The organism is Devosia sp. 1635, from assembly GCF_013185955.1.
GTDB lineage: Bacteria > Pseudomonadota > Alphaproteobacteria > Rhizobiales > Devosiaceae > Devosia.
Window position 1 is genome coordinate 47182 of sequence record NZ_JABAOM010000005.1, and the last position, 23465, is coordinate 70646.

The 23465-nt window shown below is 61.9% G+C and carries 25 protein-coding genes and 1 pseudogene; 18 read left to right on the plus strand and 8 right to left on the minus strand.

Features of this window, described 5'->3' with window-relative positions; translation table 11 throughout:
* Positions 1 to 180: 180 nt before the first annotated feature.
* The 11 genes and pseudogenes from HRU92_RS16410 to HRU92_RS16465 form a co-directional block, all read left to right on the plus strand.
* Positions 181 to 486 (plus strand): annotated as a pseudogene (locus tag HRU92_RS16410) (alpha/beta hydrolase); the annotation flags it as partial.
* 177 nt (positions 487 to 663) lie between these two features.
* Positions 664 to 1308 carry a hydrolase gene (locus HRU92_RS16415; RefSeq protein ID WP_173088679.1) on the plus strand — a complete coding sequence of 215 codons (645 nt, stop codon included), beginning with the start codon at positions 664 to 666 and terminating at the stop codon, positions 1306 to 1308.
* Between the two features lie 59 nt (positions 1309 to 1367).
* Entirely contained in the window at positions 1368 to 1664 is a 297-nt protein-coding gene (locus tag HRU92_RS16420; protein ID WP_173088681.1) for a putative quinol monooxygenase, read from the plus strand.
* An 893-nt stretch (positions 1665 to 2557) separates the two neighbouring features.
* Positions 2558 to 3157, plus strand: coding sequence for a hypothetical protein (locus HRU92_RS16430; RefSeq protein WP_173088685.1), 600 nt, complete (start codon positions 2558 to 2560; stop codon positions 3155 to 3157).
* Between the two features lie 411 nt (positions 3158 to 3568).
* Positions 3569 to 5596, plus strand: a complete 2028-nt coding sequence (locus tag HRU92_RS16435) for an AAA family ATPase (protein ID WP_173088687.1) — start codon at positions 3569 to 3571, stop codon at positions 5594 to 5596.
* Between the two features lie 723 nt (positions 5597 to 6319).
* Positions 6320 to 6811 carry a hypothetical protein gene (locus HRU92_RS16440; RefSeq protein ID WP_173088689.1) on the plus strand — a complete coding sequence of 164 codons (492 nt, stop codon included), beginning with the start codon at positions 6320 to 6322 and terminating at the stop codon, positions 6809 to 6811.
* Between the two features lie 59 nt (positions 6812 to 6870).
* A complete protein-coding gene (locus tag HRU92_RS16445) occupies positions 6871 to 7620 on the plus strand; it encodes a hypothetical protein (protein WP_173088691.1) in 750 nt (249 codons plus the stop codon).
* Positions 7621 to 7622: 2 nt separating this feature from the next.
* Positions 7623 to 10001 carry a DDE-type integrase/transposase/recombinase gene (locus HRU92_RS16450; RefSeq protein WP_173088693.1) on the plus strand — a complete coding sequence of 793 codons (2379 nt, stop codon included), beginning with the start codon at positions 7623 to 7625 and terminating at the stop codon, positions 9999 to 10001.
* Positions 10001 to 11080 (plus strand): ATP-binding protein, encoded by a 1080-nt coding sequence (locus tag HRU92_RS16455; protein WP_173088695.1) that lies wholly within the window; start codon positions 10001 to 10003, stop codon positions 11078 to 11080. Before HRU92_RS16450 ends, HRU92_RS16455 begins: the two co-directional genes overlap by 1 nt.
* The gene (locus HRU92_RS16460; protein ID WP_173088697.1) at positions 11070 to 12911 is read left to right on the plus strand and encodes a TniQ family protein; all 1842 of its coding nucleotides are present in this window, start codon (positions 11070 to 11072) and stop codon (positions 12909 to 12911) included. The genes HRU92_RS16455 and HRU92_RS16460 overlap by 11 nt, the downstream gene beginning before the upstream one ends.
* Before the next feature lie 217 nt (positions 12912 to 13128).
* Positions 13129 to 13275 (plus strand): hypothetical protein, encoded by a 147-nt coding sequence (locus HRU92_RS16465; RefSeq protein ID WP_172121941.1) that lies wholly within the window; start codon positions 13129 to 13131, stop codon positions 13273 to 13275.
* 10 nt (positions 13276 to 13285) lie between these two features.
* On the opposite strand, the gene HRU92_RS16470 is transcribed toward HRU92_RS16465, so the two are convergent.
* From HRU92_RS16470 to HRU92_RS16490, 5 genes are all read right to left on the minus strand, one after another.
* Positions 13286 to 13693 (minus strand): DUF1801 domain-containing protein, encoded by a 408-nt coding sequence (locus tag HRU92_RS16470; RefSeq protein WP_172121942.1) that lies wholly within the window; start codon positions 13691 to 13693, stop codon positions 13286 to 13288.
* A gap of 56 nt (positions 13694 to 13749) precedes the next feature.
* Positions 13750 to 13962, minus strand: a complete 213-nt coding sequence (locus HRU92_RS16475; RefSeq protein ID WP_172121943.1) for a hypothetical protein — start codon at positions 13960 to 13962, stop codon at positions 13750 to 13752.
* Positions 13963 to 13979: 17 nt separating this feature from the next.
* The gene (locus HRU92_RS16480; RefSeq protein ID WP_173088699.1) at positions 13980 to 14168 is read right to left on the minus strand and encodes a DUF3606 domain-containing protein; all 189 of its coding nucleotides are present in this window, start codon (positions 14166 to 14168) and stop codon (positions 13980 to 13982) included.
* Positions 14169 to 14245: 77 nt separating this feature from the next.
* The gene (locus HRU92_RS16485) at positions 14246 to 15139 is read right to left on the minus strand and encodes a hypothetical protein (protein ID WP_172121945.1); all 894 of its coding nucleotides are present in this window, start codon (positions 15137 to 15139) and stop codon (positions 14246 to 14248) included.
* Complete coding sequence (locus HRU92_RS16490; RefSeq protein WP_172121946.1) at positions 15136 to 16035, minus strand: ABC transporter ATP-binding protein; 900 nt, start codon at positions 16033 to 16035, stop codon at positions 15136 to 15138. The genes HRU92_RS16485 and HRU92_RS16490 overlap by 4 nt, the downstream gene beginning before the upstream one ends.
* A gap of 254 nt (positions 16036 to 16289) precedes the next feature.
* Here HRU92_RS16490 and HRU92_RS16495 point away from each other — a divergent pair, with 254 nt between their 5' ends.
* Positions 16290 to 17078 carry a siderophore ferric iron reductase gene (locus HRU92_RS16495; protein ID WP_173088701.1) on the plus strand — a complete coding sequence of 263 codons (789 nt, stop codon included), beginning with the start codon at positions 16290 to 16292 and terminating at the stop codon, positions 17076 to 17078.
* On the opposite strand, the gene HRU92_RS16500 is transcribed toward HRU92_RS16495, so the two are convergent.
* Positions 17075 to 17593 carry an SH3 domain-containing protein gene (locus HRU92_RS16500; protein ID WP_173088703.1) on the minus strand — a complete coding sequence of 173 codons (519 nt, stop codon included), beginning with the start codon at positions 17591 to 17593 and terminating at the stop codon, positions 17075 to 17077. The genes HRU92_RS16495 and HRU92_RS16500 overlap by 4 nt on opposite strands.
* Positions 17594 to 17752: 159 nt before the next feature.
* Here HRU92_RS16500 and HRU92_RS16505 point away from each other — a divergent pair, with 159 nt between their 5' ends.
* Genes HRU92_RS16505 through HRU92_RS16520 form a run of 4 tightly spaced genes read left to right on the plus strand, consistent with a single transcriptional unit; the run spans position 17753 to position 20387 of the window.
* Positions 17753 to 18778 (plus strand): D-glycerate dehydrogenase, encoded by a 1026-nt coding sequence (locus HRU92_RS16505; protein ID WP_173088705.1) that lies wholly within the window; start codon positions 17753 to 17755, stop codon positions 18776 to 18778.
* 57 nt (positions 18779 to 18835) lie between these two features.
* The gene (gene rbfA, locus HRU92_RS16510) at positions 18836 to 19255 is read left to right on the plus strand and encodes a 30S ribosome-binding factor RbfA (RefSeq protein WP_173088707.1); all 420 of its coding nucleotides are present in this window, start codon (positions 18836 to 18838) and stop codon (positions 19253 to 19255) included.
* Entirely contained in the window at positions 19252 to 20154 is a 903-nt protein-coding gene (truB, locus tag HRU92_RS16515) for a tRNA pseudouridine(55) synthase TruB (RefSeq protein ID WP_173088709.1), read from the plus strand. Before rbfA ends, truB begins: the two co-directional genes overlap by 4 nt.
* A gap of 59 nt (positions 20155 to 20213) precedes the next feature.
* Positions 20214 to 20387 (plus strand): hypothetical protein, encoded by a 174-nt coding sequence (locus HRU92_RS16520; RefSeq protein ID WP_164854694.1) that lies wholly within the window; start codon positions 20214 to 20216, stop codon positions 20385 to 20387.
* Here HRU92_RS16520 and HRU92_RS16525 read toward each other — a convergent pair.
* Positions 20384 to 21133, minus strand: coding sequence for a phosphatase PAP2 family protein (locus HRU92_RS16525; protein WP_173088711.1), 750 nt, complete (start codon positions 21131 to 21133; stop codon positions 20384 to 20386). The two genes, HRU92_RS16520 and HRU92_RS16525, sit on opposite strands and share 4 nt — an antisense overlap.
* A gap of 153 nt (positions 21134 to 21286) precedes the next feature.
* On the opposite strand from HRU92_RS16525, the gene HRU92_RS16530 reads away from it, so the two are divergent.
* A complete protein-coding gene (locus tag HRU92_RS16530; RefSeq protein ID WP_172121953.1) occupies positions 21287 to 22240 on the plus strand; it encodes a diacylglycerol kinase family protein in 954 nt (317 codons plus the stop codon).
* Positions 22237 to 23067, plus strand: coding sequence for a metallophosphoesterase (locus HRU92_RS16535; protein ID WP_173088713.1), 831 nt, complete (start codon positions 22237 to 22239; stop codon positions 23065 to 23067). Before HRU92_RS16530 ends, HRU92_RS16535 begins: the two co-directional genes overlap by 4 nt.
* Before the next feature lie 151 nt (positions 23068 to 23218).
* On the opposite strand, the gene HRU92_RS16540 is transcribed toward HRU92_RS16535, so the two are convergent.
* Positions 23219 to 23389, minus strand: a complete 171-nt coding sequence (locus HRU92_RS16540) for a hypothetical protein (protein WP_172121954.1) — start codon at positions 23387 to 23389, stop codon at positions 23219 to 23221.
* Positions 23390 to 23465: the final 76 nt, after the last annotated feature.

Below are 23465 nucleotides of genomic sequence, written 5' to 3' on the forward strand. Positions count from 1 at the left end.
TAAAAACCACGAGCCCGCAAGATCGGCACTTAAGCAGCACGTCCTGCGCCGCCGGACCGCATGCCGATCGCTAACGTCCTCATCCGAAGCCAGGCCGCCCTCGTCTCCTGCTGAACTTGAGCGCAGGACCACGCGGGCGCTTACGTCCCTCAACCAAGCCGGTCGGAAGGATTACCTGCAATGACAAACATTACCGCGCGCGACGGCACGAATATCTTCTTCAAGGATTGGGGGCCGAAAGACGCTCAGCCGGTGATGTTTCACCACGGCTCGCAGCTCAGCGCCGACGACTGGGACAGCCAGATGCTGTTCTTTCTGTCTCACGGCTATCGGGTGATAGCTCATGACCGTCGTGGCCATGGCCGATCCGATCAAACCGATACCGGCAACGATATGGATACCTACGCCTCAGACGTGGCGTTGATCGCCCAAACGCTGGATCTGCGCCGCGCTGTCCATATCGGGCATTCGACAGGTGGGGGCGAGGCTGTCGATGACTTCAACAACGGGCGTGTCTCGACGGCCGCCGCATGATCGAGGAGGTCGGCCCTCGTTCTCGGGCCGGCCTTTTCTTCCTGTGGGGGGTAAGCGCTCGCCCCTCCACGTAAACCCGGGGCTTCGGCCCATCCCCAGCGCGAAACTCTAATCGACGAAAGACATCCAATGGCCAGTGAAACCATCCGCAACCCACAGACCGACCATCTTCTCACCCCTGAGAATTCGGCGCTCATCATCATCGACTATCAGCCGATCCAGGTTTCCTCGATCCGCTCGATGTCCCGGGAGGAACTCGTCTTCAACATCGTGAGCACGGCCAAGGCGGCGCTCAATTACGACCTCCCGATCATTCACTCGACGGTCAACGTCGCGACCGGCCGCAACAAGCCGCCGATCCAGGAACTGCAGGACGTAATCGGCCATCTGCCGACTTATGACCGCACGTCGATTAACAGCTGGGAGGATACGGAGTTCAAACAGGCGGTGAAGGAGCTCGGGCGGCGCAAGCTGATCATGACTGCCCTTTGGACCGAGGCATGCCTGACCTTCCCCGCGCTCGATGCGATCCAGGAAGGCTATGAGGTCTATGTGCCAGTTGACGCGGTCGGCGGCACCTCACCCGCCGCGCACGAGACGGCGCTGCGGCGCATCGAGCAGGCTGGAGGGAAGCTCATCAGCCGCGTGCAGATGTATTGCGAGCTTCAGCGCGACTGGGCGCGCGAGGCGACTGTGCCCGGCTTCATGGGCGTCTTCGACAGTTCCGACGGGTTCAACCCAGAAAAAGCAGCCGAAGAGGCAGCCAGGGGCTAAGGCCCGACGATGGCGGCGACCAGCTATGTCGCCGCCATTTCCCCCAAGGAGAGAAGCGAATGACCGAGTTATTTATCGTGGTCGGACTCAAGGCCAAGGAGGGCAAGGAGGACGAACTGCGGCTCGATCTGTCCGTGCTCGTCGAGCCATCGCGAGCCGAGGACGGCAATATCCGTTATGATTTGTTCGAAGATCGGGACGAGCCCGGGCGCTTCGTTTTCGTGGAGGAGTGGTCGTCTACCCAGGCGCGCAACCGGCATCACGAGCAGGGTCCTCACATCCAGCATTTTCACGACAACGGCGCGGCCAATGTCGCGGAGAAGATGTTCGCGCATATGCTGAAGCGCGTAGTCTAGTCGTACCGAGGAAGGGGGCTTCAGCAGTCCAGTCTTGCCCGTCGGGATGGCTTGGCGGCCCGGGACGATTTCACCGAGCACAGCCTATCACACTCAAGCTGCGCTTGAAGTAACTCTAGCACAGAAATTAAGCTACAACACAAGGAGAGACGCATCATGCCGATTGACGCACCCAATCGTGCGCAAAAACACTCCACGGCCGAGCCTGTTTCGGCCGAATCGACTTGGCAGTGCTGAAGAAGATCTTGGAAAATACAACAGATCTAGAGTTTGTTAGGAGAAAGGTTCTGGCCTTTGAAGAACCGGGATCCGCGACGAGAACCGACAGAGATACAACCATTACCGAAACTTTCAGCAACAGCGTAAGTCATTGTGAAGAACAGGCATACCAAGTCACGTCGCGTACCACGCCGACTACGGTTCCGTCATTGATGAAGCCAATTCCGTGTTCCGACAGCGTGGCAACTATCTTCTCCAAGGTTGCGGCTTGAGGACGGCGTTCTTCAGCCTCAAACAGACCTAGGGACCGGCGGGATATACCAGAATGCTGCGCCAATTGCTCCATTGTCCAACCAAGCAGAGACCTAGCCGCGCGACATTGCGCAGCGGAAATCCTGTCACTGTTGGTCGGCGCAGATTGCATCAGGCGAAGGTAGCGCAAAAGCCGAAGCCCGCCACGGCGCTAAAGAATTATTAACCATAAAAATTAAGGATGATTCTGACATTCCTTCGCATTTTGCGCACAAGATTTGACTTTAAGCGCATCTTGAGCCAAATTGTCTTTATCGGAGATCCGCGGGTCATTCCCGCTCCGGTCATCCGACGTCCAGTTCCCCGATTTCTCGCGCCTGTTTGCAACCTGGTGCCCAGCCGCACCTTACGGGAGAGTATTCATGGATTACGACGTCGCCCACCGATCGGTGGACACCAGCCTTTCATACCGCCGATTGAAGCGAAACGCGCTCTCGATCATCAACGCATCTCCAACCATCTCTTTGCTCGAGCCTGATAAAGTGGTCACCGGCCTAGCTGCTGGCATTGGGCTCGACACGTCTCAACTGGTCATTCTCCGGGTGATAGTTGGCTTTTCGCCCGTCACTCTGGTCATCGCGCCGACGACTGTTTGGACGTCACCGGCCGATCATCTGAAGCTTCTTGAACTTAAGAACACCGCGGCTTTTATCGGGTGTCGAACTGTCCTTGTTCCTGAAGGCATAATCCAACGCCAGCCGCGTTTGGACAATTCTCGACTGATCGAGAACAGCGGCGCACACGTCACCGCCGATCAGCGCATCGAACTGATGGCGCACCTCATTGAGCACGGTCCAACGGCTTTGGTCGACCTGGCCAAATCCATCCAGCACGATACTCCCGTAGCAGCGATTCTCAATCTTGCTGCCAGCGGCGTGCTCATTGTCGAAAGCGGCCGCATTATTGGACCATACACGGTGGTTCATCTTCCGGACGCTGCCACACCCAGGCTCGCCGGATAGCCCACCGTTCGCGATTTCACAGCAATTCAGCCTTTCTGGCGGGGATCGGATTCCTGCCGGCGCTACCCGCTACGAAACGGAGAATCTCTAGGATCTAACTAGGAAAATCGAACTGCTCGCAATCGACCTTCGGGCTATTGCAGAAGGCAGGGAACCGACCGAGGAAGACCTTGAAGGTGCTCCGCTTCCCGTGAATTGGCGTGGCCATTTGGTCCGCCGACTCCACCTCAAAGGGTAATGTCACCGTCCACCCCAGATTTGGAGCAGGCGACATCATCACCTCACCGCTTTTCTGGCTCGACCCCAAACGGGGCGCCGCCCACATCCTCTCAAGGTTTTACCGCATCGGTTGAGGCTCGCTCCCGCCCCTTTTGCCACCCGGATACACACCCGAAATTATCGGAGATCCCAATGTCGGACTTTGAAAGTTCCGCGGAAGCCCTTGCTTGCGCATACATCGATAGGCTGGCGCTGCTACTCGGCGTCAAGATGAAGTCGATGGTGCAGGCCAGGGGGCTTCCCCCAGTTAGCGATGACTTCTTACTTCAGCTAGAAGAAGCAGTTGATCCTGAAGGGCCGCACCTTCGGCCCGACCTTGCTGCCACTGCCGCTCTTGCCGCCCGTGCGATCGCCGCGGAACCTGGCCTGGCGGCCCGCCTTCGTCGGGGGGAGGGGGCAGTTGTGGTGTTCGAGACGCCGAATCCGGACATGACGGCCTTGGTCGAGGACATCATGGTGAAATGCGCGCTGAAAGAGGGGCTGCGCAAGAAGCACATCGTTGCCGCCGACGGCAGTGAAAGGTCTCACGCCACTAATCGGGGCAATCAGGAGGTTTTGGAAGCGGTTAATTCCAATTGGCCCGTGATCGGCATCTCGCCAGATCCCGCACGCTACCTGCCTTCGGCGCTGCTGCGCGTCGCTGGATACCGCTTGACGCTGCCTCCGATCGATGAATGGACGATTCGCATCGTACTGGAGACCATCACCGGAATTCGGTGCAACGATACCATCGATCCGGGGATCATTGACCTGGTCGATTTCTCAGACCTCTTTTTGGCGTTCCGTCGCGATCTGACGCCCTTGGAGTGCCTGACACGCCTTTCCGACGTGGTGCGTAACAAGAAGGCATTCGTCGGATCTGGAGCGATGCTCGAGGAGCTGCACGGGTATGGTGAAGCCAAGACTTGGGGACTTGAACTCGCCGGTGACATCGCCGACTATAAGCGTGGTGTCCTGCCGTGGGAGGAAATTGCGAACAGGGGGCTGTTGTTGTCGGGCCCACCCGGCACCGGCAAGACGAGCTTCGCCAGAGCCTTGTCGCGCTCCTGCCAAGTGCATTTCGTTTCCACCAGCGTCGCGGATTGGAATGCCGCCAGCCACCTGTCGGGGACCCTTCAGGCCATCCGCGCAGCCTTCTCCGAAGCGCGACGGCACGCACCATCCATTCTCTTTGTCGACGAGCTAGACGGCATTGGCGTGAGAGCGGACTTACGCGGCGACTACGTCGAGTATTGGTCCCAGATCGTCAATTGTCTCTTGGAGTGCTTGTCGGCGGAGGACGAAATGACTGGGGTCGTCGTGCTTGCCGCGACTAACCATCCAGAGCGCATTGATCCGGCGATCCTGCGAGCCGGTCGGTTGGATCGACACATTGTCCTGCGCCGCCCCACCATCGCCGATCTGGCGGGGATATTCCGATACCACCTTCGTACGGCGCTGCCTGACAGCGACCTGATGCCGCTCGCATTGGCGTCCGTCGGCGCGACCGGAGCCGATGTTGACGCATGGGTTCGTCGTGCGCGAGCGTCGGCGCGACGGTCACGCCGCCCGTTGGCGATGGACGACATCATTTCCGAAATTCGGGGTAGTGCGCCCATTCTGCGACCTGCCGTAAGGAAAAGAATATCAATCCATGAAGCCGGTCATGCGATTGCAGCTCGCTCCCTCGAAATCGGCGAGGTTGTTGGTGTCTCGATTACGCCCAGCGGTGGCCTTGTCCATCTTTCTCAGGAAGCGTTTGACCACCAGGATGAGGAAAGCCTTGTAAAGCTGATGGTCTTCTATTTGGCGGGCCGCGCCGCTGAGACGCTGATCCTGGGCAATGCCGGCATTGGAAGCGGGGGGAGCCCCGATAGCGATCTGGCCGCCGCAACGGAGTTGGCCCGGACGGCGGAGACCCAGTTCGGGTATGGAAAAGCATTGGGTCTTGTCCATGTGCCCACGGAGGGCACTGCGATCGCCTTTTATCCAGGGCTTTTGCAGGCGATGCGAGATCGCCTTGAGCGAGCCTTCGCAGCTGCAACCGAACTCGCTTGCATGCATCGCGGTGTAATCGAGGTCATCGCCTCCCGCTTGTTCGAAACAAACTATCTGTCCGGGGCCGATGTGAATGCCGCCCTCACGCCTGGGGCCAAACGGCCTCAAAGGAAATCCGCGTAAATTGTAAGGATTGTCTCGCAACCCTTCCCGCCAATGAGAATGGGAAGGCAAGGATAAGCAAGTTAACTATCCTTTCCCAGCAATATGGTGCGAAGAAAAGACAGTTGAATCCTTCAACGTGCAGATAAAAATCTCTGAAGTAAGGATAGCAATTGCAATCCTTGTTATTAGCTTGACGTCTGATCGAAATTATGCCGAACAGTTGCTTAAAAGAATTGTCCGTTGTAATGATGATTCGTCGTCGTAGGACAAAATTTTATCAACAAGAGCGGTCAGCGCAATACAGACAAGCAGTGCAAAATAGGAAAGGGCGTCGCGCTACCACCTGCGACGCCCCTTAACAGAAATCCCCCCCAGTCCAATAAGGGGTATCTAAAGCGCACCGAGGTGTGCTCGAGAACTCACTGGATCATTTCAACGCTTTAGTCAACGGAATTCCAATTCTGTTGGCTGGTTGGTTCATGGTCTTGCGGTTCGCTGTGCCAAAGGCACTTGGTTACCCCTTCAGTAAACCCAAGCGACAGCCGCTGGGCGAAGGAACGCGCCATGTCACCTATCTGAAGCCTCCATACGGCTGCCAACCGCCACGAACCAGTGCAGCCACGATGAGGGCGCCGGGTTCGCCAGCGCCAACGAATCCCTCATTTCCACGAGCATACCAACGCCATCGGCTGTTCAGGCCTGGTCGCGCGACGATGCTCCTTTGCCTGAAAAGGCTTACCCATGCGCAACAGCCATCTAAGCAAGTCTGGTCTGGGCCTCACCGCAGCAGACATCAAGTTCGAATTTCCTGAGCCTGCGAAGGTGCTTCCACCCCAAGCCGGACGCCAGCCCACCACTATGAAGCCCCGGACAACGGACAAGGTTCAGGAACGCATTTCGCCGCTCAAACCGAGCACGGCGAAGATATTGCCGCCTTACGGCAGCAAATGCAGCCAAGCCAGCGCCTTGATCGAACCTCGCGAAGGGCGGGTGCTTTGGAGTGCCCGTGGCATCGAGAAGAAGGCAATGGTCACCCTGCTGGCGGCCCCGGCAGCAAAGACCATTCAAGAGCAGGCCGCTCGTATTACCTATTGTGCCGCCGACGACCAGATACAGCAGCACGTCCTCGATCACATCGCTCATCGTTGGGACCAGCAGAAGCCTGCCTATGTGATCAAGCCTGGAGATGCAGCAGTAAAGCATCACCTGCGCGACCTGGCGCGACGTGTATGACTTCATCCCATACTACCGAACGCACGACGCGTCTCATTCTGCCCGTTCTAGTGGCAAGAGTGCTGCGTGCTATCGCCGATCGGTCCAAGGGATCCGAGATCGGCTACGTCATCTGCCCTAGGACCAACATTGCAATTAAGACTGAGAGCGGCAACGAGCACAATACCGTGCTCTACTGCTATCTCGACCGCGCCATTGAGCGGGTGATGGTGCAGTCGGCACGCATCTTCTTCAAAAATGCCGCTGGCGAGCGCACCCATCACACCCTCGACGTTCGAGCCAAGCGCTTTGACGGCCACATCCACGGGCTGCTGGTGAAGCCGGACAGCAAGGCCGTGGATTCGGACCTGCGTACCTTCACCAGGATGCTTGCGGCCGTGACGCCCAAAAAGGTCGCCGATGACCTCAACTATGTCACCGAGCGTGATATGCCCGAGCACGAAATCCGCAATGCCGCGGCCACACTGAGCTGCAGGCGGGAGCCCCGGACCGAGGTCGACTCTCTCCTGGCAGGAATAGCGCCCTCCATTATCGGCGACGTTACCATTGCCGAGCTCTGCGCAGTGCTCGGCGGCGGTCGCATCGCTTTCCGCCCGATCATGCGCGCCATCTTCTACGGTACGCTGGAGTGCGTCACAGACGGCCTGATAGACTCGACGTCGGTCGTTCGCTTCTCAGGGACGGTCATGCCGGACCTCGATGCCGCTGGTCCGATCAAAGTGCACGACATGAATCGAGTCGACGGCACGCCGCCACAACCGGCCAAGCAAAAGCCCGGCTTCAAGCATGCGTCCTATCGCGAGTCCTGATCATGAACGACATGGAATGGGACTTCGGAGGAATGGAACCGGCGCCCGATGCGGTCACGCCGCTGGCGCGGATCCGTTGGGGCGTCCACCGCTTCCGCATCATCTCTGCCGATGAGGAGCGCTTCCAGCTGGTCTGCAGCGATGGAACCGGCACGCGTCGCGAGCTCGAGCGCGCCGAAGTGTGCCACCTCGTTGCGACCAAGGAGATCGTAATCGAGCATGGCCATTTCAACGTCGACGGCACGGTGGCGCCTAAGAGGCTCGATGGCCTTTTCGCCTCCTATCCTCTCAAAAAACAGGTGGACGCGCTTGACAATCTCGAATGGGTGAAGGAGCTCCAGTGCGACTACGACGCCGGCCGGGTGAAGCTCTACTCCGACCCGCGTTCGATCCTCCCCAACGGTGCCGTTCCCCTCAACCACTGGATTGCGCAGAAGACGCCGATCATTCGCGAGCGCATGCGCGCGGTCAGGCGCATCGCTGATCCCATCCTGCCTAAGAGGCCCCGCAAGGGCCAACCGACCAATGAGGTGGATCCCCCCGGCATCACCCAGCTCAAGGCAAATTTCGCCAAGTTCCGCGCGCCGGGCTTCGACGTAGTCCAGTTCATCGATGGCTACGGCAATTGCGGCAGCGGCTCCAAGCTCGCCCCCCATACCCAGTCGGTGATGACGGACGTCTGCAACGAACTCTATGCGCGCAACACCCGGTTCGCTCCGGCCCAGCTGCAGGCCCACATCGCGGCGGAGCTGACGGTCAAGGCCCAGAAGACGGTGAAGGGTCCGTGCCACGAAACGATCGCGCGCTTCCTATCGACCCTCGATCAGGGCCGACTGATGCTTGCCAGGTTCGGCTTCAAGAAGGCACGGGAAACCAAGGGCAGCAACGCGAAGGGACCAAAGTACACGCGCGTCGGCGAGATGGTGCTCATGGACTGCTGGAAGATCGATCTGGTGTCCTTGCTTAAGCGTACCGGCATCTGGATGCACATGTCCCGGCCCGAGAAGAAGGCCTGGGGGCAGCGGCGACGCATCTGGGTATGCGTCGCGATCGACGCCGCCACCCGCGTCGTGCTGGGAATGGCGTTCGGGTTGGCGGAATCGCCCGCCCTGAGCCGTCGCGTCCTGCGGATGATCGTCAGCGACAAGACCGATGAGGCCGAAGCCACGGGCGCCCTTTCGCCACCGCCGCCGGCCATCGGCATCGAGTGCCTGCGCACCGATTCCGGCATCGCCTTCCGTCACGGGTATTTCGTGGCGTCGGCCCTGTCGCTGGTCGACCACCTCAAGGTCGGCATCGTCGGCAAGCCATGGCGCAATGGTCTCATGGAACGGTTCTTCCGCACCTCGAAGGAGCAACTGCTCCCGTATTTCGGTGGTCTGACCTTCGGCAATCCACAGGCCCGGGGCGATTTCGACGCCATGGCCGATGCCTCAGCAACCCTCGATGTCTTCGGTGACGCCATGTTCCGCTTCTTCAACGACGTGCATCGCCTGCGACCGCATCGGGGCCTGGACAAGCAGCCGCCTCTCAACCGTTGGGAGGAAACCTTGGTAGCCACCGGAATGAAGAAGCCACCGAGCGAGGATCACCAGATCGTGGCCTTCGGGCTCGAGGAGGAACTGCTGCTGACCCCTCAGGGGCTGACCCATGCCGGGGTCGAGTACAAGGCCGCCTGGCTGAGCAAGCTCTTCGGCGCGCGGACGGAGACCTGGATGCGGGTCAAGATTGACCCGTGCAACCTGGGGCGCATCGCGGTGATGTGGGACGGCGCTTGGCAGATCGTTGATGGCCCGCCCGAGTTCAACGGGGTCGGCCTGACCGTCCTGCAGCGCACGAAGCAGGCGCTGGGGCGCCGCTACGGGGAGCAGGCTGCGGTCAATTTCCCGATCGTCGCCCAGACCCTGCTCGACATCCGGGACATGGGCGCCCGCGAGCGTGTCGCAGCCAAGATGATGGACATGACCTACGACAACCAGAAGCTCAAGGATCAGGCGAAGACTCTCCAGCTGCAGGTGATCTATCGGCCGACGCCGGCGCAGCACAATGCGCCACGCGCCGTCAGCAAGGGTGCGTTCGGCAATGCCTTCGCCACAGGGCAGATGGGCGACGCCGAGGTCAGTGGTGAGGGCGGTGAACTGTTCGATCCAGATACGGATCTGCCCGAGGTGAAGATCGTCGATCCGCTCGCCGAGCCCACTGCCGATGACGCTGGCGATGTTTACGACGACGAGGCCGATGGGGATGACGACACCGATGAGGACGAGGCCCAGGTTGGGGAACAACCACCTCAACCGGCCAAGCCGCGCAAGGGCCGTGCTCCGCCCTCAACGGGGCTGGTCATGACCACGCTCGCCGATCTCAAGAAAGGGAATATCTAATGCAGCCAGCTGAAATCCTCCGCCTCCGCAAAGTGACGGGCACGACGCAATACGCCGCCGCGCGCGGTCTGCTGTGCAACCATCTCATCGTCACGGATGCCCTCGAGAACATCATCGTGGAGATCAAGAAGAAGCACGACCAGATCGCCGAAGTCGCCAACCCAGAACGCCCGTGGTCGGAAGAAAACCGTACGCGCGTGAGGGGGCTGGCAATCCTTGGCAATTCGGGCTCGGGCAAGACGCTTGCCGCCGAAACCGCTATTGACCTGATCAAGCCTGTTGCTGTCGCACCAGGGGTGATCCGTCAGCCCAAGATCGTGTCGATCGCCACGCCGGACGGTGGCACCGCCAGTGCCCTCGCCCTGGAGCTCATTGTCAGCAACGGCCTGCCGATCACCAGGGAACCACTTGCCAAGGAGGCGGTGGGCAAGGTTCTTCGGCGTGTCGTGGCGAACAAGCCGACACTGGTCTTCATCGACGAGGTGAGCCGATGCGCACTGCCCATTCATAATCCTTCGGTTATCCGCAGGGAGACCGGCCTGGTATGGTCTATGGCCATGGGCATGCTCGACGCCAAGGGATGGCCCACGCCCGTGGTGATGGCGGGCCTGCCTTACCTGTTGGACACCCTGTACCTTCCCGATCCGGATCCCGAGATCAAGAAGCTGCGCGGGGAAGCCGCAAGGCGCTTCGACTTCATCCGTATTCCCGATGCCACCATCAACACGGATGGCCCACTGATCGAGAAAGTGATCGAGAAGTACTGCACGATGTTGGGCGTGAAATCTCTACTCAAGCCCAGCGATGAGATCGGCGGTCGGTTGCTCCACGCCGCACGCTACGCCTTCGGCCATGGCCTCGTCATCGCCCAGCATGCCGTGGCCCTGGCCCACTGCCGTGATGGCAAGAAGGGCAAGTTGCAGCTGAGCGATTTTGCCGCCACGACGCGGATCATGGGCGGCGGCGCCATGGCGGCGAACATCTTCGCGGTATCCCGCTGGTCCGAAATCAACCCCGACGTGCTGATGCCGGAAAGCTTCGCCGAAGCCCGGTACAAGGAGAAACCCGATGCGGCCTGAGATCGACCTCGACACCGTGGTGCCCATCCCGGACTGCTTGCCCCTGATGCTGAACGAGACCGCGTCATCCTATGTGGCGCGGCTCACGGTCTACTACGGCTACGACCGCATGGCCGATTTCTGCAGCGACTTCGAGCTTGACCGCAAGGGCATCATGTACGGACGCTCGAAGGCCTTGCGACATCTGGCGACCCTCACCGGCGCGGACTTCGACCTCTTGGGGGCATGGACGCCCACCAGGTTGGGAAAGTTCAGGTACGAAATGAACGGGGTGGTTGTGGACAAGGATTTCGGGCCCTGGCTGCAGGCCCGACAGTGCCCGCTCTGCGCGCAAGCTTCGATCGCTGACAATCCGCACCTGCCTCCCGACCTCTGTCTCTACGGCCGAGGCGAGTGGCTCTCGGGCTACGTCGAGACCTGCGACATCCACAGTGTTCGATTAATGGAGCAGCGCGTGGCACCTGCCAATATCGAGCTGATCGATCCCGCCCGACTTCAGGAAGCAATCTTCGAGGATCTGGGAGACGTCGTCGTCGAGCACAGCGAGCCCACCAGCTTCGAGCGACACGCGTTGTCGGTGATGCGCCGCGAGCCGCGCCAGAGCCTGCCTTACGTGGACGACCTGCCGATGCCCGAGCTAACGCGGGTGTGCTACTCCCTTGGAAGGGATGTAGCCGTTTCCCAGGGCATCAAGGGTGTCGATCAGCGGACTTTCCGCAGCATCGGGTTCGACATCCTCTCGGGTGGGCCCAGCTGTCTTTCCGAACACTTTGCCGCAATGACGCTGAGGAAGGGAGGGACGCTCAACAAGCGCGGCATCCTGCCGAACGTGCAGCGCTACTTTCAGAACTCGACCAATCCCCAGGTTGCGGCGCTCTGCCATCAGGTATGGTGCATTTTCGATGGCCGGGAGGTGTCCGGCCGCCTCTTGGCGGCAGTCTGCCCCACTGACCTGGCGGCCGGGAAGTTTGTGGATGTACAGTCGTACCCGGTCCAGTGGCCCGTCATCTTCGAGCTGGCCAAGAGCATGCCTCAACTGGCTCCGTGTCTCACCCCTGATGGCTCGGGAATTCTTCTGGTAAAGACGGTTGCCGACGAGACATTCTTGGGCAATCTGCCATTGGTGCCGCTGGCCCAGATGGTGAGGATGCTGGGACAACCCAGGAATCACGGCTACCGATTGCCCGAAATTCTGGAGCCATCTGGCATCATCTCAGGGCCCTTCCCCGGCACTGAGGGGCTTCGCACGGGCCCTCTCTATGCGCTGCCGACCCTGGAGCGGGAGATCGAGGCGTTCCTGTCGCAGTTTCAGACCGTCGACGCCGTTCCCGCCGGGATGGTTTCGCTCCACAGCGCCGCCAAGGTCGTCCAAACGCCGACTGTGGGTTTGATGCGGTTGCTGAAACGAGGCCTCTTGAAGAACGTCGTTGCGCTGAGGGGGGAAAGCCTCATCAAGGCCATCCACCTCGACCCCCAGGAACTCGTCGAAGTCGTCTATGGCTCGGCCACTGTCCTTACGTCGACCGAAGCGGGCCTCCAGCTCGGCGTAACGCAGTCCCTGGTGGGGCACCTCATCAGGACCGGCCATCTGGCCAGCGTCGAGGGTGTCGACGCCGCATTGGTCAAGGTCGAGCAGGCCGAGGTGGACCGCTTCAGGCGGCGCTACGTGACCCATGAGGAAGCTTGCAACGCCACCGGCGCCAGAAGCTTTAGGGGGTTGGCCCGCCTCGGGCTCGAGCGAGCGTTGATCATCGAAAGCCCATGGGACGACCAGAAGCCGAAGGTCTTCTATGACCGTGACGAGGTCGAACGGCTGGCTGTAGCCGCCTAACTTTCCCACATCGATAGCCGGGTAACAGGGCCGCCGAAAGGCGGCCCTGTTTTCGTTCGCAGATAGTTTTGGATAGAGATGGCCCGAACCCACTCGACGATCCGGTCGGAACTTTGCCTATTCCAGGCCGAAGTTATCCAATATTTTCATTGATCCTGGTCGAAACTTTGCCTCAGCCTACACCCGTTGGGGTGCAGCGCGAGTGGAGGAGCCTGCCTTGGATCGTAAATGGATTGCCGGACTGATCGTTGCTGCCATTGTGGTGGTCGCCTTGCTGGTGTTCAGCCAAGGGTCGAACCAGCCCGACCCAGCCGCCGCCGACCCCAGCCTGACCAGCCCCAGCGATCCGGCGCCGCGGCCCTGATCAGCGAGGTTTAGGGGGAGGGAGGCGCAGTTTTACCCTGGCGCGGCTTGGACGCTTGCCGGGCGCGATTGTAGGCGACGGCTGAGGCGACCAGCTCGGTAAGGGCGGATTCGTCGAACGGGCTGTCGGCAAACAGATCGATGGCGCGCCAGAGGTTGCCTTCGAGCCCTGCATTAAACAGGCGGTGGGGATCCTCGAGCTTGGCGCCATGCGAGAAGGTGAGCTTGACCTTGTCCTTGTGGGCATTGCCCACCACCAGCTGCCCATTGGCGGACCAGACGGGGCTGCCCCGGTATTTCCATTCCTCGATGATCGCGGGATCGGCGGCGAGAATGGCGCGCCGCGCGCGGGCGAGGAGGTCACCCCGCCAGTCGCCGAGTTCGGCAATCAAGTGGTCGAGTTGTTCGGACGGGCTCATTGCGCAGCCTCCCCACCAAGCTTTGGGGCTAGCATGGCACGGCGCGCCACCCGGCTCTAGTGGCTGGGATCGTCGAAATCCCGGGACTCGTTGTCAGGCTCGATATAGCCCTCGCGCTGCAGCCAGTCGCGCAGGATGCGGTTGATCGCATCATTGCGGCTGAGCTGGCCGGCCGAGGTCTGGCTATGATCGGCCACGAAGCGGTCAATGCCGGGCAGCAGGTCGGCATCAAGATCGGGGATGGGGCTGAGGTCGGGATGGGGCTGCATGGGCATACTCGTGGGGGTCAAAGGGGGCGCTTGTGGCGTTCGGCGGCTGCGTCCGGGTCTTCGCGATCGCCGGTGCGCGCCAGGATTTCGCGCGCTTCATCGATGGACAGGCCATGCCGGCTGGCAAAGGCCGCCACTTCATGGGGCAGGTCGACAGACAGGCGGGCTCGCTCGGCACCGCCCAGAAAATCCTTGGGATCCAGCATGATGGTCGCCTCCGCTTGGGGTTGCACAAGGTAACCCCGGCCGCGGGCGCCGGTTCCGCCATGCTGTGCGCCGAGCGCTACTCGCCAATGCCGCGGCGGCGATACTGGCTGGCAAAAAACACCAAGACGAGGGCGAGCACGATGCCGATCCCGATTTGGGTCCAACTGATGCGAGCGACGAGGTCAGTGGCGAAGTCGACAAAGCTGAAGGTCGCGGCGGTGGTGGTCCAGGCCTCGATATAGCCTTGCGTCAACGGGAAGTCGGCGCGGTATTGCAGATATTCCCAGGTGCGGGTGCTGAGCGGCTGCCAGCCGCCGCCAAACACCACCCATTCAAGGGTGGAGAGAATGGAGGGGAACAGCAGGGACAGGGGAATGGCCCAGCGCCCGACCACGGCAGCGAGGGCGCCGACAAAGGCCATGAAGGGCAGGTACCACAAGAGGCCCACCACCAGCACGACGAGAAGGCTGGCGGCGATCTGGCCATAAACCCCCGCCACATTGCCTAGCAGCGCATAGCCGCCCCCGCCATTCATGGCAGAGGTGGATACGGCAACGCCAAACAGCAGCAGGCCGCTGAGCAGGGCAATGAGGTAGATGATGGCGGGGAAGATGGTGATGGCCGCGACGAGCTTGGACAGCAGCACGGTGAAATCGCTCACCGGCATCGACTTCCAGAACAGCATGGCATTGTTGCGCTTGTCGGCGGCAAAGCTGTCGGCGCAGTAAAAGAACAGCGTCGCCAAGAGGTAGAGCAACCAGGCAAAGGCAAAGCCCAAAAAGCCCCATTCATAGATGCGCATGGGCGCGGCGGTGAACAGGGCGCCCGAGAAGCGCATATCGATGCGCCCCACGGTAAAGGCGAGGATAGTGGAGCCGAGCAGGACCGCCACCAGCAGCAGCGGCCCATAGAGGAACGCCCCGCGATGTTCGAGGAACTCGCGCCAGATCAGGGCAGCAAAGGCCTTCATGGGACTGGCTCCGCATTGGCGGTGGGTCGCTGCATCAGGGCGACAAAGAGATCGGACAATGTCGGGGTCGACAGCACGCCCAAGCCCTCGAGCTGCTCGCGGGGCACATGGTCAAAGATCATCACCGTTTGGCCGAAGCGGGTTTCCTCGTAGACCGGGCCAAGGCCGCGGGCGACGGCCTGGTTCTCGGGATCATTGCTGACCAGCTGGATGAAGTTCTGCGCCACCGCTTCCATGGGCTGATGCAGGATCAGCGCCCCGTCTCGGATGAACATGACATCAGACAGCATGAACTCGATCTCATCGACCTGATGGGTGGTGATGATGAGGGTGCGCTCGCCGGTCATGTAGTCATCCAGCAGGCGCCGGTAGAAGCGTTTGCGATAGGTGATGTCGAGGCCAAGGGTCGGCTCGTCGAGAACCAAGAGCTTGGCATCGATCGCCATCACCACGGCAAGATGCAGCTGGGCGAGCATGCCCTTGGAGAGGTTCTTGATCTTGAGCTCGGGCTTAAGATCGGTGCCCTCAAGGAAGCTCTGCGCCTTGGCGGGTGAGAAATTGGGGTGGATGCTGGCCACCAGCGAAAACAGTTCGCGCACCCGCAAGAAGCGGGGCAGGCTCGCCACATCGGAGATGAAGGCGACGTCGCGCATGAGGCGGGCTCGGTGGGCAAAAGGATCAAGGCCGAGAACCCGGATGGTGCCACGGCAATCGGTTAGGCCCAGCATGGCATTGAGCGTCGTGGTCTTGCCCGCCCCATTATGGCCGATCAGCCCATAGATCCGGCCCGCCGGAATATCGAAATCAAGCCCATGCAGGATTTCCTTGCGGCCAAACTTCTTGCGCAAGCCACGCGCAGTGACGATCGGCTCGATGCGGGCGGAGGGCTCAGTCATCGTTGGATCCCGGCTCGGAGTAAGGGGGCGATTGCGGCAAGGGGCGCACACTGAGGCAACGCCCGGATGGGCCGTGCGATCCGCGACCTTTGGTCCTGACGGCAATTGTTGCGCGCTGAATCGATCACGGCTGAGCTCCTCGCGTCAGGAATAGATAGGACGCTGAGGGGGTGGGTCAATCTGCGCCGCGCGCTGACTTTGCAGCGGGCCGCGGAGCGCGATAGGTTAAGCCCTGCTTGTTCCGGACCTTCCCAGTGACCGCCCGTTCGTTTTTGTTTCCGCCCAATGATGCCGATATCGCGCTAACCCGGCTCCTGGCCAGGGCGGCCGAGGTCACCGGCTTTCTCAAGGGTGCGCCCGGGAGCCACAAGCCGGGTTGGTACCGGCACGGGCTCGATAACGGCCCCATGCTGCGCGACCTCTACGACGCGCTGGCGCAAGCCTATCCGGCGGGCGGACCCGCCTTTTGGGCGCTGCGGCTGTGGACCAATCTGTTGTGGCAGCCGGCTTACCTGGCGGTGATCGCCGTGCACGGGCATGGGGCCGTTCCCGACCTGCGCGCGATGGCACAATGCCGCCAGCTGCTCGACATCAACGGTTTTCGCCTGCCCCCCGGGCCCCAGCGGCAGGGCGAGGTCGAGGCCATGATCGGCTGGGCTGCGGCGGACTTGAGAGCCACGGCCGAAACACTCCTCGAAGAGATCAACGCGATCGTGCGCTTCAAGCCCGTGCCGGCACAACGTTTGCTCGCCGCGCGGGTGCTGGGGGTCGTGGCGCTGCTGGAACGGATGCAGCCGGGGATTTCGCCCGACGAGATCAGCCGCCATGCACAGAGCTGGCTTGCGGCACTGGATTTGGTCGGGCAGGGAACGCTGGAGCCCGTGGTGCTGACGGATGGGCGCCAAAAGCTGGTGCTGGCGCGCAAGGGCTGTTGCCTTGATTACCTGGTGTGGCCGGACCGGCTTTGTGCGTCCTGCCCCAAGCAAACCAGGGCGGTCCGGCTGGCCCGCCAATGCGCCGAGCTCGAGGCCGAAGCGGGCTAGTTGAACACTTCGTCGGGGTAGACGCCCCAGATTTCCTCCTGGTGCAAGAAGCCCGAATATGTCGCGGTGCGCTGCCCGTCGCCGCCGGCGGCGCTGACTTCGCACCAGGTGCCATCGCATTCCTTGATCTGGACGCGCAGGCCCGCGCCAAGCCGAGCGCGCACGCCCGAATCGTCGTTCATGCCCGAGCGCAGCGCGATCTCGCCGTTGGCGACGACCGGCGCGACATAACCGGCGCGATTGCCTGACAGCAGGTTCTGGTGCACCCAGCCCTCGTCGCCATCCTGGTCGCGGATCTTGCGCCAGGTATCGAACTCCTGCACGATTTCCACGGGAATGCCGGACTGCCGGTAGATCCAGGCGATGTCGTATTTGGTGCCGGGGCCGACGCGCACATTGATGGGCGTCGAGCGCGTGCTGGCAAAGCGGGGCAGGGGCAAACCGCTGGGATTGTCGGCCTGCGCCCAGGCCTGGACCGGCGTGAGGGGGCCCGGCAGCGCCAGCAGCGCTGCCATGATTGAAACAAGTGCCAAACGGGCACGGGACCGCATTGCGCTGCGGAACACGCTAAACATGACTTTGCACAAGGAATACATTTGTCCTATCACTAAGGCATGATCCTTAATGGTCGCTGAAAACGGAAGGCCTTGTCCTCCGCCACGCATCGGGACTGCATGACCGGCACGAAACCCAAAGTCCTCGTTACCCGCCGCCTGCCCGAAGCGATCGAGGCGCGTATGGCGACATTGTTCGAGACCGACGTCAACGAGGCCGATGGCATTCTCGCGCCCGCCGACATCGCCGAAGGCTGCATCGGCAAGGATGTGCTGGTATGCTCCATCACCGACCGGATCGATGCGTCGCTGATTGCCGCACTGCCCCCTTCGGTGCGCATGATCGCCCAGTTCGGCAATGGCGTGGACAATATCGACGTGGAAGCGGCCTGGGCCGCGGGGTTGACCGTCACCAATACGCCCAGCGTCCTGACCGATGACACCGCTGACATGGCCATGGCGCTGATGCTGGCGCTGCCGCGCCGGCTAGTGGAAGGCACCCAGATGCTGATGCGCGATCGCGCCTGGGCGGGCTGGTCCCCGACCTCCATGCTGGGGCACCGCCTGCGCGGCAAGGCGCTGGGGATCGTCGGGATGGGGCGGATCGGCACCGCGGTGGCGCAGCGCGCCCGCGCCTTTGGGCTCAGTATCCATTATTGGTCGCGCAACCGGCGTCCGCCGGGCCTCGAAACGCCGCTGGGCGCAACCTTTTGGCCAGATCTCGATGCCATGCTCGGGGCGGTCGATATTGTTTCGCTCCATACGCCGCTGACGCGCGAAACGCTCCAGATCCTGGGCGCCGAGCGGCTCGGGCGGATGCGCGCGGGCAGTTTCGTGGTCAATGTGTCGCGACCTGAACTTGTGGACGAAGCAGCGCTGGTGGCGGCGATCGAAGCGGGCCATTTGAGCGGGGCCGCGCTTGATGTGTTCGAGCATCGCCAGGGCATCAATCCCAAGCTCCTGGCGCTGGCGGAAAACAACAAAGTCGTTCTAACCGCCCACATGGCCTCCGCGACGATCGAAGCGCGGGTGGAGATGGGAGAAACGGTGATCGTCAATATCCGCGCCTTCATGGATGGCCACCAGCCGCCCCATCGCGTGCTGCCCGATGGCGTGCCCAAACCCGCTCGCCTCGCCAGCGCGTGAGCAGGCGGCAGGCGCTGGGGCGTTGACTAGCAACCGGCGAGGGCCTATGGGGCCGCAATGAGCAGAGACCAAAAACCCCTCGGGCCAACCCAGCGCATGTTGCGCGTCGGCGAACTGGTGCGGCACGCGCTGGCCGCGATCTTCGCGCGCGGCGACGTCGAAGACGATGCGCTGCATGGCGCCGTGATTACCGTGCCCGAAGTGCGCATGAGCAATGATCTCAAGGTCGCCAATGCTTATGTGATGCCGCTGGGCGGCGAGCATGCCGAGGAGATCGTGGCGGCGCTGAACCGGCATCGCAAGTTCATCCGCGGCCAGGTGGCGCCGCAGATCAACATGAAATTTGCGCCCGAGCTGCGCTTTTTCGTCGACGAAACCTTCGAGGAAGCCAGCCGGATCGATGCGCTGCTGCGCTCGGATCGCGTGCAGCGCGACCTGCAGGCCGGCGAGGACGACGAGGACGATACGCAAGCGTGAGTGCCCCCAAGCGCATCAAGCGCCCCGTTTCGGGTTGGGTGGTGCTCAACAAACCATTCGACATGACCTCGACCCAAGCCGTCGGCAAAGTGCGCTGGCTGTTCAGCGCCGCCAAGGCTGGCCATGCCGGCACGCTTGATCCCCTCGCGACCGGCATCTTGCCTATCGCGCTGGGGGAAGCCACCAAGGCGGTGCCGCAGGTGCAGGACGGCACCAAGCGCTATCGCTTCGCCATTCAGTGGGGCACGGCGACAACCACGGACGATGCCGAAGGCACGGTCGTGGCCCAGTCGGAGCATCGGCCGTCCGAGGCCGAGCTGAGTGCGGTGCTGCCCCGGTTCACCGGCGAATTGCTGCAGCGCCCGCCAATCTTTTCGGCGCTCAAGATCGATGGCGAGCGCGCCTATGACCTTGCGCGTGCTGGCGAAGCGGTGGAATTGGCGCCTCGCCCTGTCCAGATCGATACTATCGAGCTGATGGAGCATGGCGCGGAACGCTCGGTGCTGGAGGTAACCTGTGGCAAGGGGACCTATGTACGCTCGCTCGCGCGTGACATCGCCGAAGCCCTGGGCACGAGGGGCCATGTGGGTATGCTGCACCGCGCGGCCGTCGGGCCCTTCACCGACGCTGACGCCATCACCATCGAGCAGCTCGAAGCGGTTGAGCTGGCGGCGCGCGACGCCATGCTGCTGCCGGTCGCGGTGGGACTGGTGGAGCTGCCCGAGCTGCGGCTCGATGCGCTGCAGGCCAATGCGGTGCGCCACGGCAATGCGGTGCTGCTGACCGGCGCACGCGCCCCGGTCACGCTGGATGAAGCCTGGGCCAGCCATGCCGGTCGGGCCATTGCCACTGGCTCGGTGCAGTTCGGCCAGTTCCAGCCACGACGCGTCTTTAACTAGGCTCGCGAGGGAACCCCACCCTTTGCCTCGGCTTAATGGTGCACAACCAGGAGGCAGAGATGATTGAAGACAAATTGCGCGAAACCATTATCGGCGAATTGCAGCGCCAGGCCAGCAACCAGCCTGATAAGCTCAAAGTCACCGCCCAGGACGATCGGCTGCGCGTCGAAGGCGACGTCAATCTCGATGATCTGGTCATGGCCGTGCTCGGGTCGGTGGCCGGCGGCCCCTAGGCGGTCCGGTCGCTCAAGGTTTCAGCGGGGGGTTGCTCGACATGCCCCCGCTTTTGCAGCCAGATGGCAATAACGCTCCAGAGCAGCGCCCAAGCGGCGCCAATGCACCAGCCGGCCAGAATATCGCTGGGGAAATGCACCCCAAGATAAAGCCGGCTGAACCCGACCAAGAGGGTGAGGAAAACCGCAGCGCTCAGGGCATAGATCTTGAGCGCCAGTGTCGGTGCCAGCCGCGCCAGCAGCGCGCCGATCGAAAGATAGGTCACCGCCGAGAGCATCGAGTGCCCGCTGGGAAAGCTCGAGGTGAACTGGTGGGTAAAGGATTCAAGATCAGGGCGGGGACGGTCGTAACCCATCTTGAGCAAGGTGCTGAGCGCCGTGCCGCTCAGCACGCACACCACCATGAGAAGGGCCGCATGGCGCAGGCCTGCCAGCACCAGATAGATCGCAACGCCCACGACTAGGAGCCCGAGACACGCGAAGCTGCCCAGCGCGGTGACGTCGCGCATCATCTCCTGCACCCACAGCGGCCCGATCAACTGATGGCTCGGGTCGGGCGTGCGGAACAACATCAGGAGGGCGGTGTCGAAAGCCTCGGTATCGCCTTCGCTGACCTGGTCGGCCAGTGACAGAAACGCCAGCACAAGCCCGCTCACCACGGCGATGCCAGCCAGCACACTCGCTTCCCCACGAGCGAAGTTGACGACGCTGCGCAGGTTCAACAGTTGGGAAAGCGATCTTGCCATGTTTGCCTCTATTGGTGGGCGAGCAACGCCGCCGGAGGTCGCGATGTTCCACAATCGCAGGTGAGCCTTGTGGTGCGACGCCGCTGCATTGAACCATAGCGCGCTCTCACCGTTGTGTGACAGCGATTCCCCTCCTTTCAGCGGGCGACACTGATGGTCGAACGACATTTCCACGTGATCCTTAACACCAATGCCGGCACGGCCCATGCAACCGGCACGACGGGTGAGACGCTGGCGGCCATGTTCGCCGAGGCGGGGCTGGAGGCCACTATCGACGCCGACGGCGACGCGCCGTTCAAGGAGCGCATCGAGCGGGCGCTGCAAAGCCCCGCCGATACCATAGTTGCCGCCGGTGGCGATGGGACGATCACCGCGCTGGCTCACGCGCTGGTGGGGACGGACAAGAACCTCGCCATCCTGCCGCTCGGGACCGTCAACCTGCTGGCGCGGGACCTGCATCTGCCCCTCACCGTGCCCGACGCGGTCAAGCAGCTGCAAACCGCCGAGCTTCGCCGCATCGATGTGGGGCAGATCAACGGGCAAACGTTCCTGCATAAGGTCGTGATCGGCACCATTCCCGGGGTAGCAGCCGGGCGCGAGCATATTCGCGGTACCATGAGCATCGGCACCAAGATCGCCTTTTTCCGCTATTTCACTCGCCGCCTGGCGCGGGCACGGCGCATGGCCGTGCGCATCGTGCCGCGCTCGGGCGAGGCGCGGGTGGAGCGGGTGCAGTCCATTGCCGTGTCGAGCAATGCCTATGAGGAGGGGTTCGGCAAGTTCTTTGCCCGCAACCGGCTGGATCGCGGGAGCCTGACGCTTTATGTGATCAAGCACCTCAATCTGGGTGACGTGGCGCGGCTGACGGCGCGCATGTTGCTAGGACGGTGGCGTGACGACGAGGCTCTCACCATTGAAAGCGTTGACGAATTGACCATTGAAACCCGCAAGAAGGCGCTCAAGGTGATGTTGGACGGAGAGGTCGAGACCTTCTCGACGCCCTTGCATTTCAAGATCCTGCCCCTGGCGCTTTCGGTGCTGGCACCGGCTTCCCCCGAAGCGCCCGCCGATGCGCCCCTCCCCTTGGAGGAGGGGCTGGCTCCATGAAGGTCGTCCATCTCTCCGACTTGCATTTCGGCAAGCATGACACACGCATATCCGCAGGGTTGGCGGCCGATATCGAATTGCAACAGCCCGATCTGGTAGTGGTGAGCGGCGATTTTGCTCAGGTCGGCAGCCGGGAAGAGTTCGTTACGGCGCGAGCTTTTCTCGATTCCCTGAGCGCGCCCTATTTTGCAGTTCCCGGCAATCACGACGTCCCGGCGATCAATCTGGTACGCCGGTTCCTCAACCCCTATGGTCTTTACCGCCGCTATATCGCTGAGGAGCTGGAGCCGTTCCTGGAGCTCAGTGGCGTCGCCTTTGTGGGTATGCGCACATCCCGCCGCATGCGGCTGGAATGGAACTGGGGCCATGGCACCATTTCGCGCGATCAGCTGGAGCATCTTGAGGAGCGGTTCAGCAAGGCCTCTCCCGATGCAATCCGAGTGGTCGTTGCCCACCATCCACTGCTTTATCCCACCCAGCCCATGCAGCAAACCGAGGCCCGGATCGTCAAGCGTGCCGACGAGGCGCTCGAGACCTTTTCGCGTCTGGGCGTGCGGCTGGTGTTATCGGGGCATTTCCACCTCTCTTATGTGCGCAAGCACGAGGCGGTTGGTGCGGTCAAGGCAGGGGCGCCTACAGGGCTGCGTAAATCGGCCGTGGCGCCGATTTTGGTGGCGCAGGCGTCTTCTACCATTTCAACGCGCCTGCGCGGTGAGCCTAATGCCTACAACCTCATTGATTTCAAGGACGGCATGATCGTCATCACCGTGCGCGAATGGGCGGGTGAAACCTGGAAGACGCGCGAAAAGGCCAGTGAGCCCGCTTGAGCGGTGTTGCGCGCGGCGTCTCGGCTGCTGGGCGCCAACTGCGCGCAAAAAAAGACCCAGAGCTGTGTGCATGGCTCTGGGTCTTGCTATTCTTTGGAGGTCGCAGTTGGCCACTGCTACGTCTCAACGTCAGTGGCGCGCAAACGGTTCCTTATGGTGCGCCTTTTTGTGCGCGCTCATTGTCCTTGTCGGCCTGTTCGGCGGCACCACGGGGCCCCGCCGGCTTGGGGGCACGATCGGCAACCGGGCTGTAGTTGGGATCCTCATCATCGACCGCCTTGCCGATGGGTTGAGCGGGTCCGCGCGGATTTTGGTTGGGCATGACTGAACTCCCTTAGTCGCCGTCGACAGCAACAGTCAGGGTTGCAAGAACGGCAGTGGTTACAGCGATCAACATG

Coding starts and splice junctions, on each gene's coding strand:
- HRU92_RS16415 (WP_173088679.1), top strand. CDS start 664: ATGGCCAGTGAAACCATCCGCAACCCACAGACCGACCATCTTCTCACC.
- HRU92_RS16420 (WP_173088681.1), top strand. CDS start 1,368: ATGACCGAGTTATTTATCGTGGTCGGACTCAAGGCCAAGGAGGGCAAG.
- HRU92_RS16430 (WP_173088685.1), top strand. CDS start 2,558: ATGGATTACGACGTCGCCCACCGATCGGTGGACACCAGCCTTTCATAC.
- HRU92_RS16435 (WP_173088687.1), top strand. CDS start 3,569: ATGTCGGACTTTGAAAGTTCCGCGGAAGCCCTTGCTTGCGCATACATC.
- HRU92_RS16440 (WP_173088689.1), top strand. CDS start 6,320: ATGCGCAACAGCCATCTAAGCAAGTCTGGTCTGGGCCTCACCGCAGCA.
- HRU92_RS16450 (WP_173088693.1), top strand. CDS start 7,623: ATGAACGACATGGAATGGGACTTCGGAGGAATGGAACCGGCGCCCGAT.
- HRU92_RS16455 (WP_173088695.1), top strand. CDS start 10,001: ATGCAGCCAGCTGAAATCCTCCGCCTCCGCAAAGTGACGGGCACGACG.
- HRU92_RS16460 (WP_173088697.1), top strand. CDS start 11,070: ATGCGGCCTGAGATCGACCTCGACACCGTGGTGCCCATCCCGGACTGC.
- HRU92_RS16470 (WP_172121942.1), bottom strand. CDS start 13,693: ATGAGCCCGTCCGAACAACTCGACCACTTGATTGCCGAACTCGGCGAC.
- HRU92_RS16475 (WP_172121943.1), bottom strand. CDS start 13,962: ATGCAGCCCCATCCCGACCTCAGCCCCATCCCCGATCTTGATGCCGAC.
- HRU92_RS16480 (WP_173088699.1), bottom strand. CDS start 14,168: ATGCTGGATCCCAAGGATTTTCTGGGCGGTGCCGAGCGAGCCCGCCTG.
- HRU92_RS16485 (WP_172121945.1), bottom strand. CDS start 15,139: ATGAAGGCCTTTGCTGCCCTGATCTGGCGCGAGTTCCTCGAACATCGC.
- HRU92_RS16490 (WP_172121946.1), bottom strand. CDS start 16,035: ATGACTGAGCCCTCCGCCCGCATCGAGCCGATCGTCACTGCGCGTGGC.
- HRU92_RS16500 (WP_173088703.1), bottom strand. CDS start 17,593: ATGGCAGCGCTGCTGGCGCTGCCGGGCCCCCTCACGCCGGTCCAGGCC.
- HRU92_RS16505 (WP_173088705.1), top strand. CDS start 17,753: ATGACCGGCACGAAACCCAAAGTCCTCGTTACCCGCCGCCTGCCCGAA.
- rbfA (WP_173088707.1), top strand. CDS start 18,836: ATGAGCAGAGACCAAAAACCCCTCGGGCCAACCCAGCGCATGTTGCGC.
- HRU92_RS16520 (WP_164854694.1), top strand. CDS start 20,214: ATGATTGAAGACAAATTGCGCGAAACCATTATCGGCGAATTGCAGCGC.
- HRU92_RS16525 (WP_173088711.1), bottom strand. CDS start 21,133: ATGGCAAGATCGCTTTCCCAACTGTTGAACCTGCGCAGCGTCGTCAAC.
- HRU92_RS16530 (WP_172121953.1), top strand. CDS start 21,287: ATGGTCGAACGACATTTCCACGTGATCCTTAACACCAATGCCGGCACG.
- HRU92_RS16535 (WP_173088713.1), top strand. CDS start 22,237: ATGAAGGTCGTCCATCTCTCCGACTTGCATTTCGGCAAGCATGACACA.
- HRU92_RS16540 (WP_172121954.1), bottom strand. CDS start 23,389: ATGCCCAACCAAAATCCGCGCGGACCCGCTCAACCCATCGGCAAGGCG.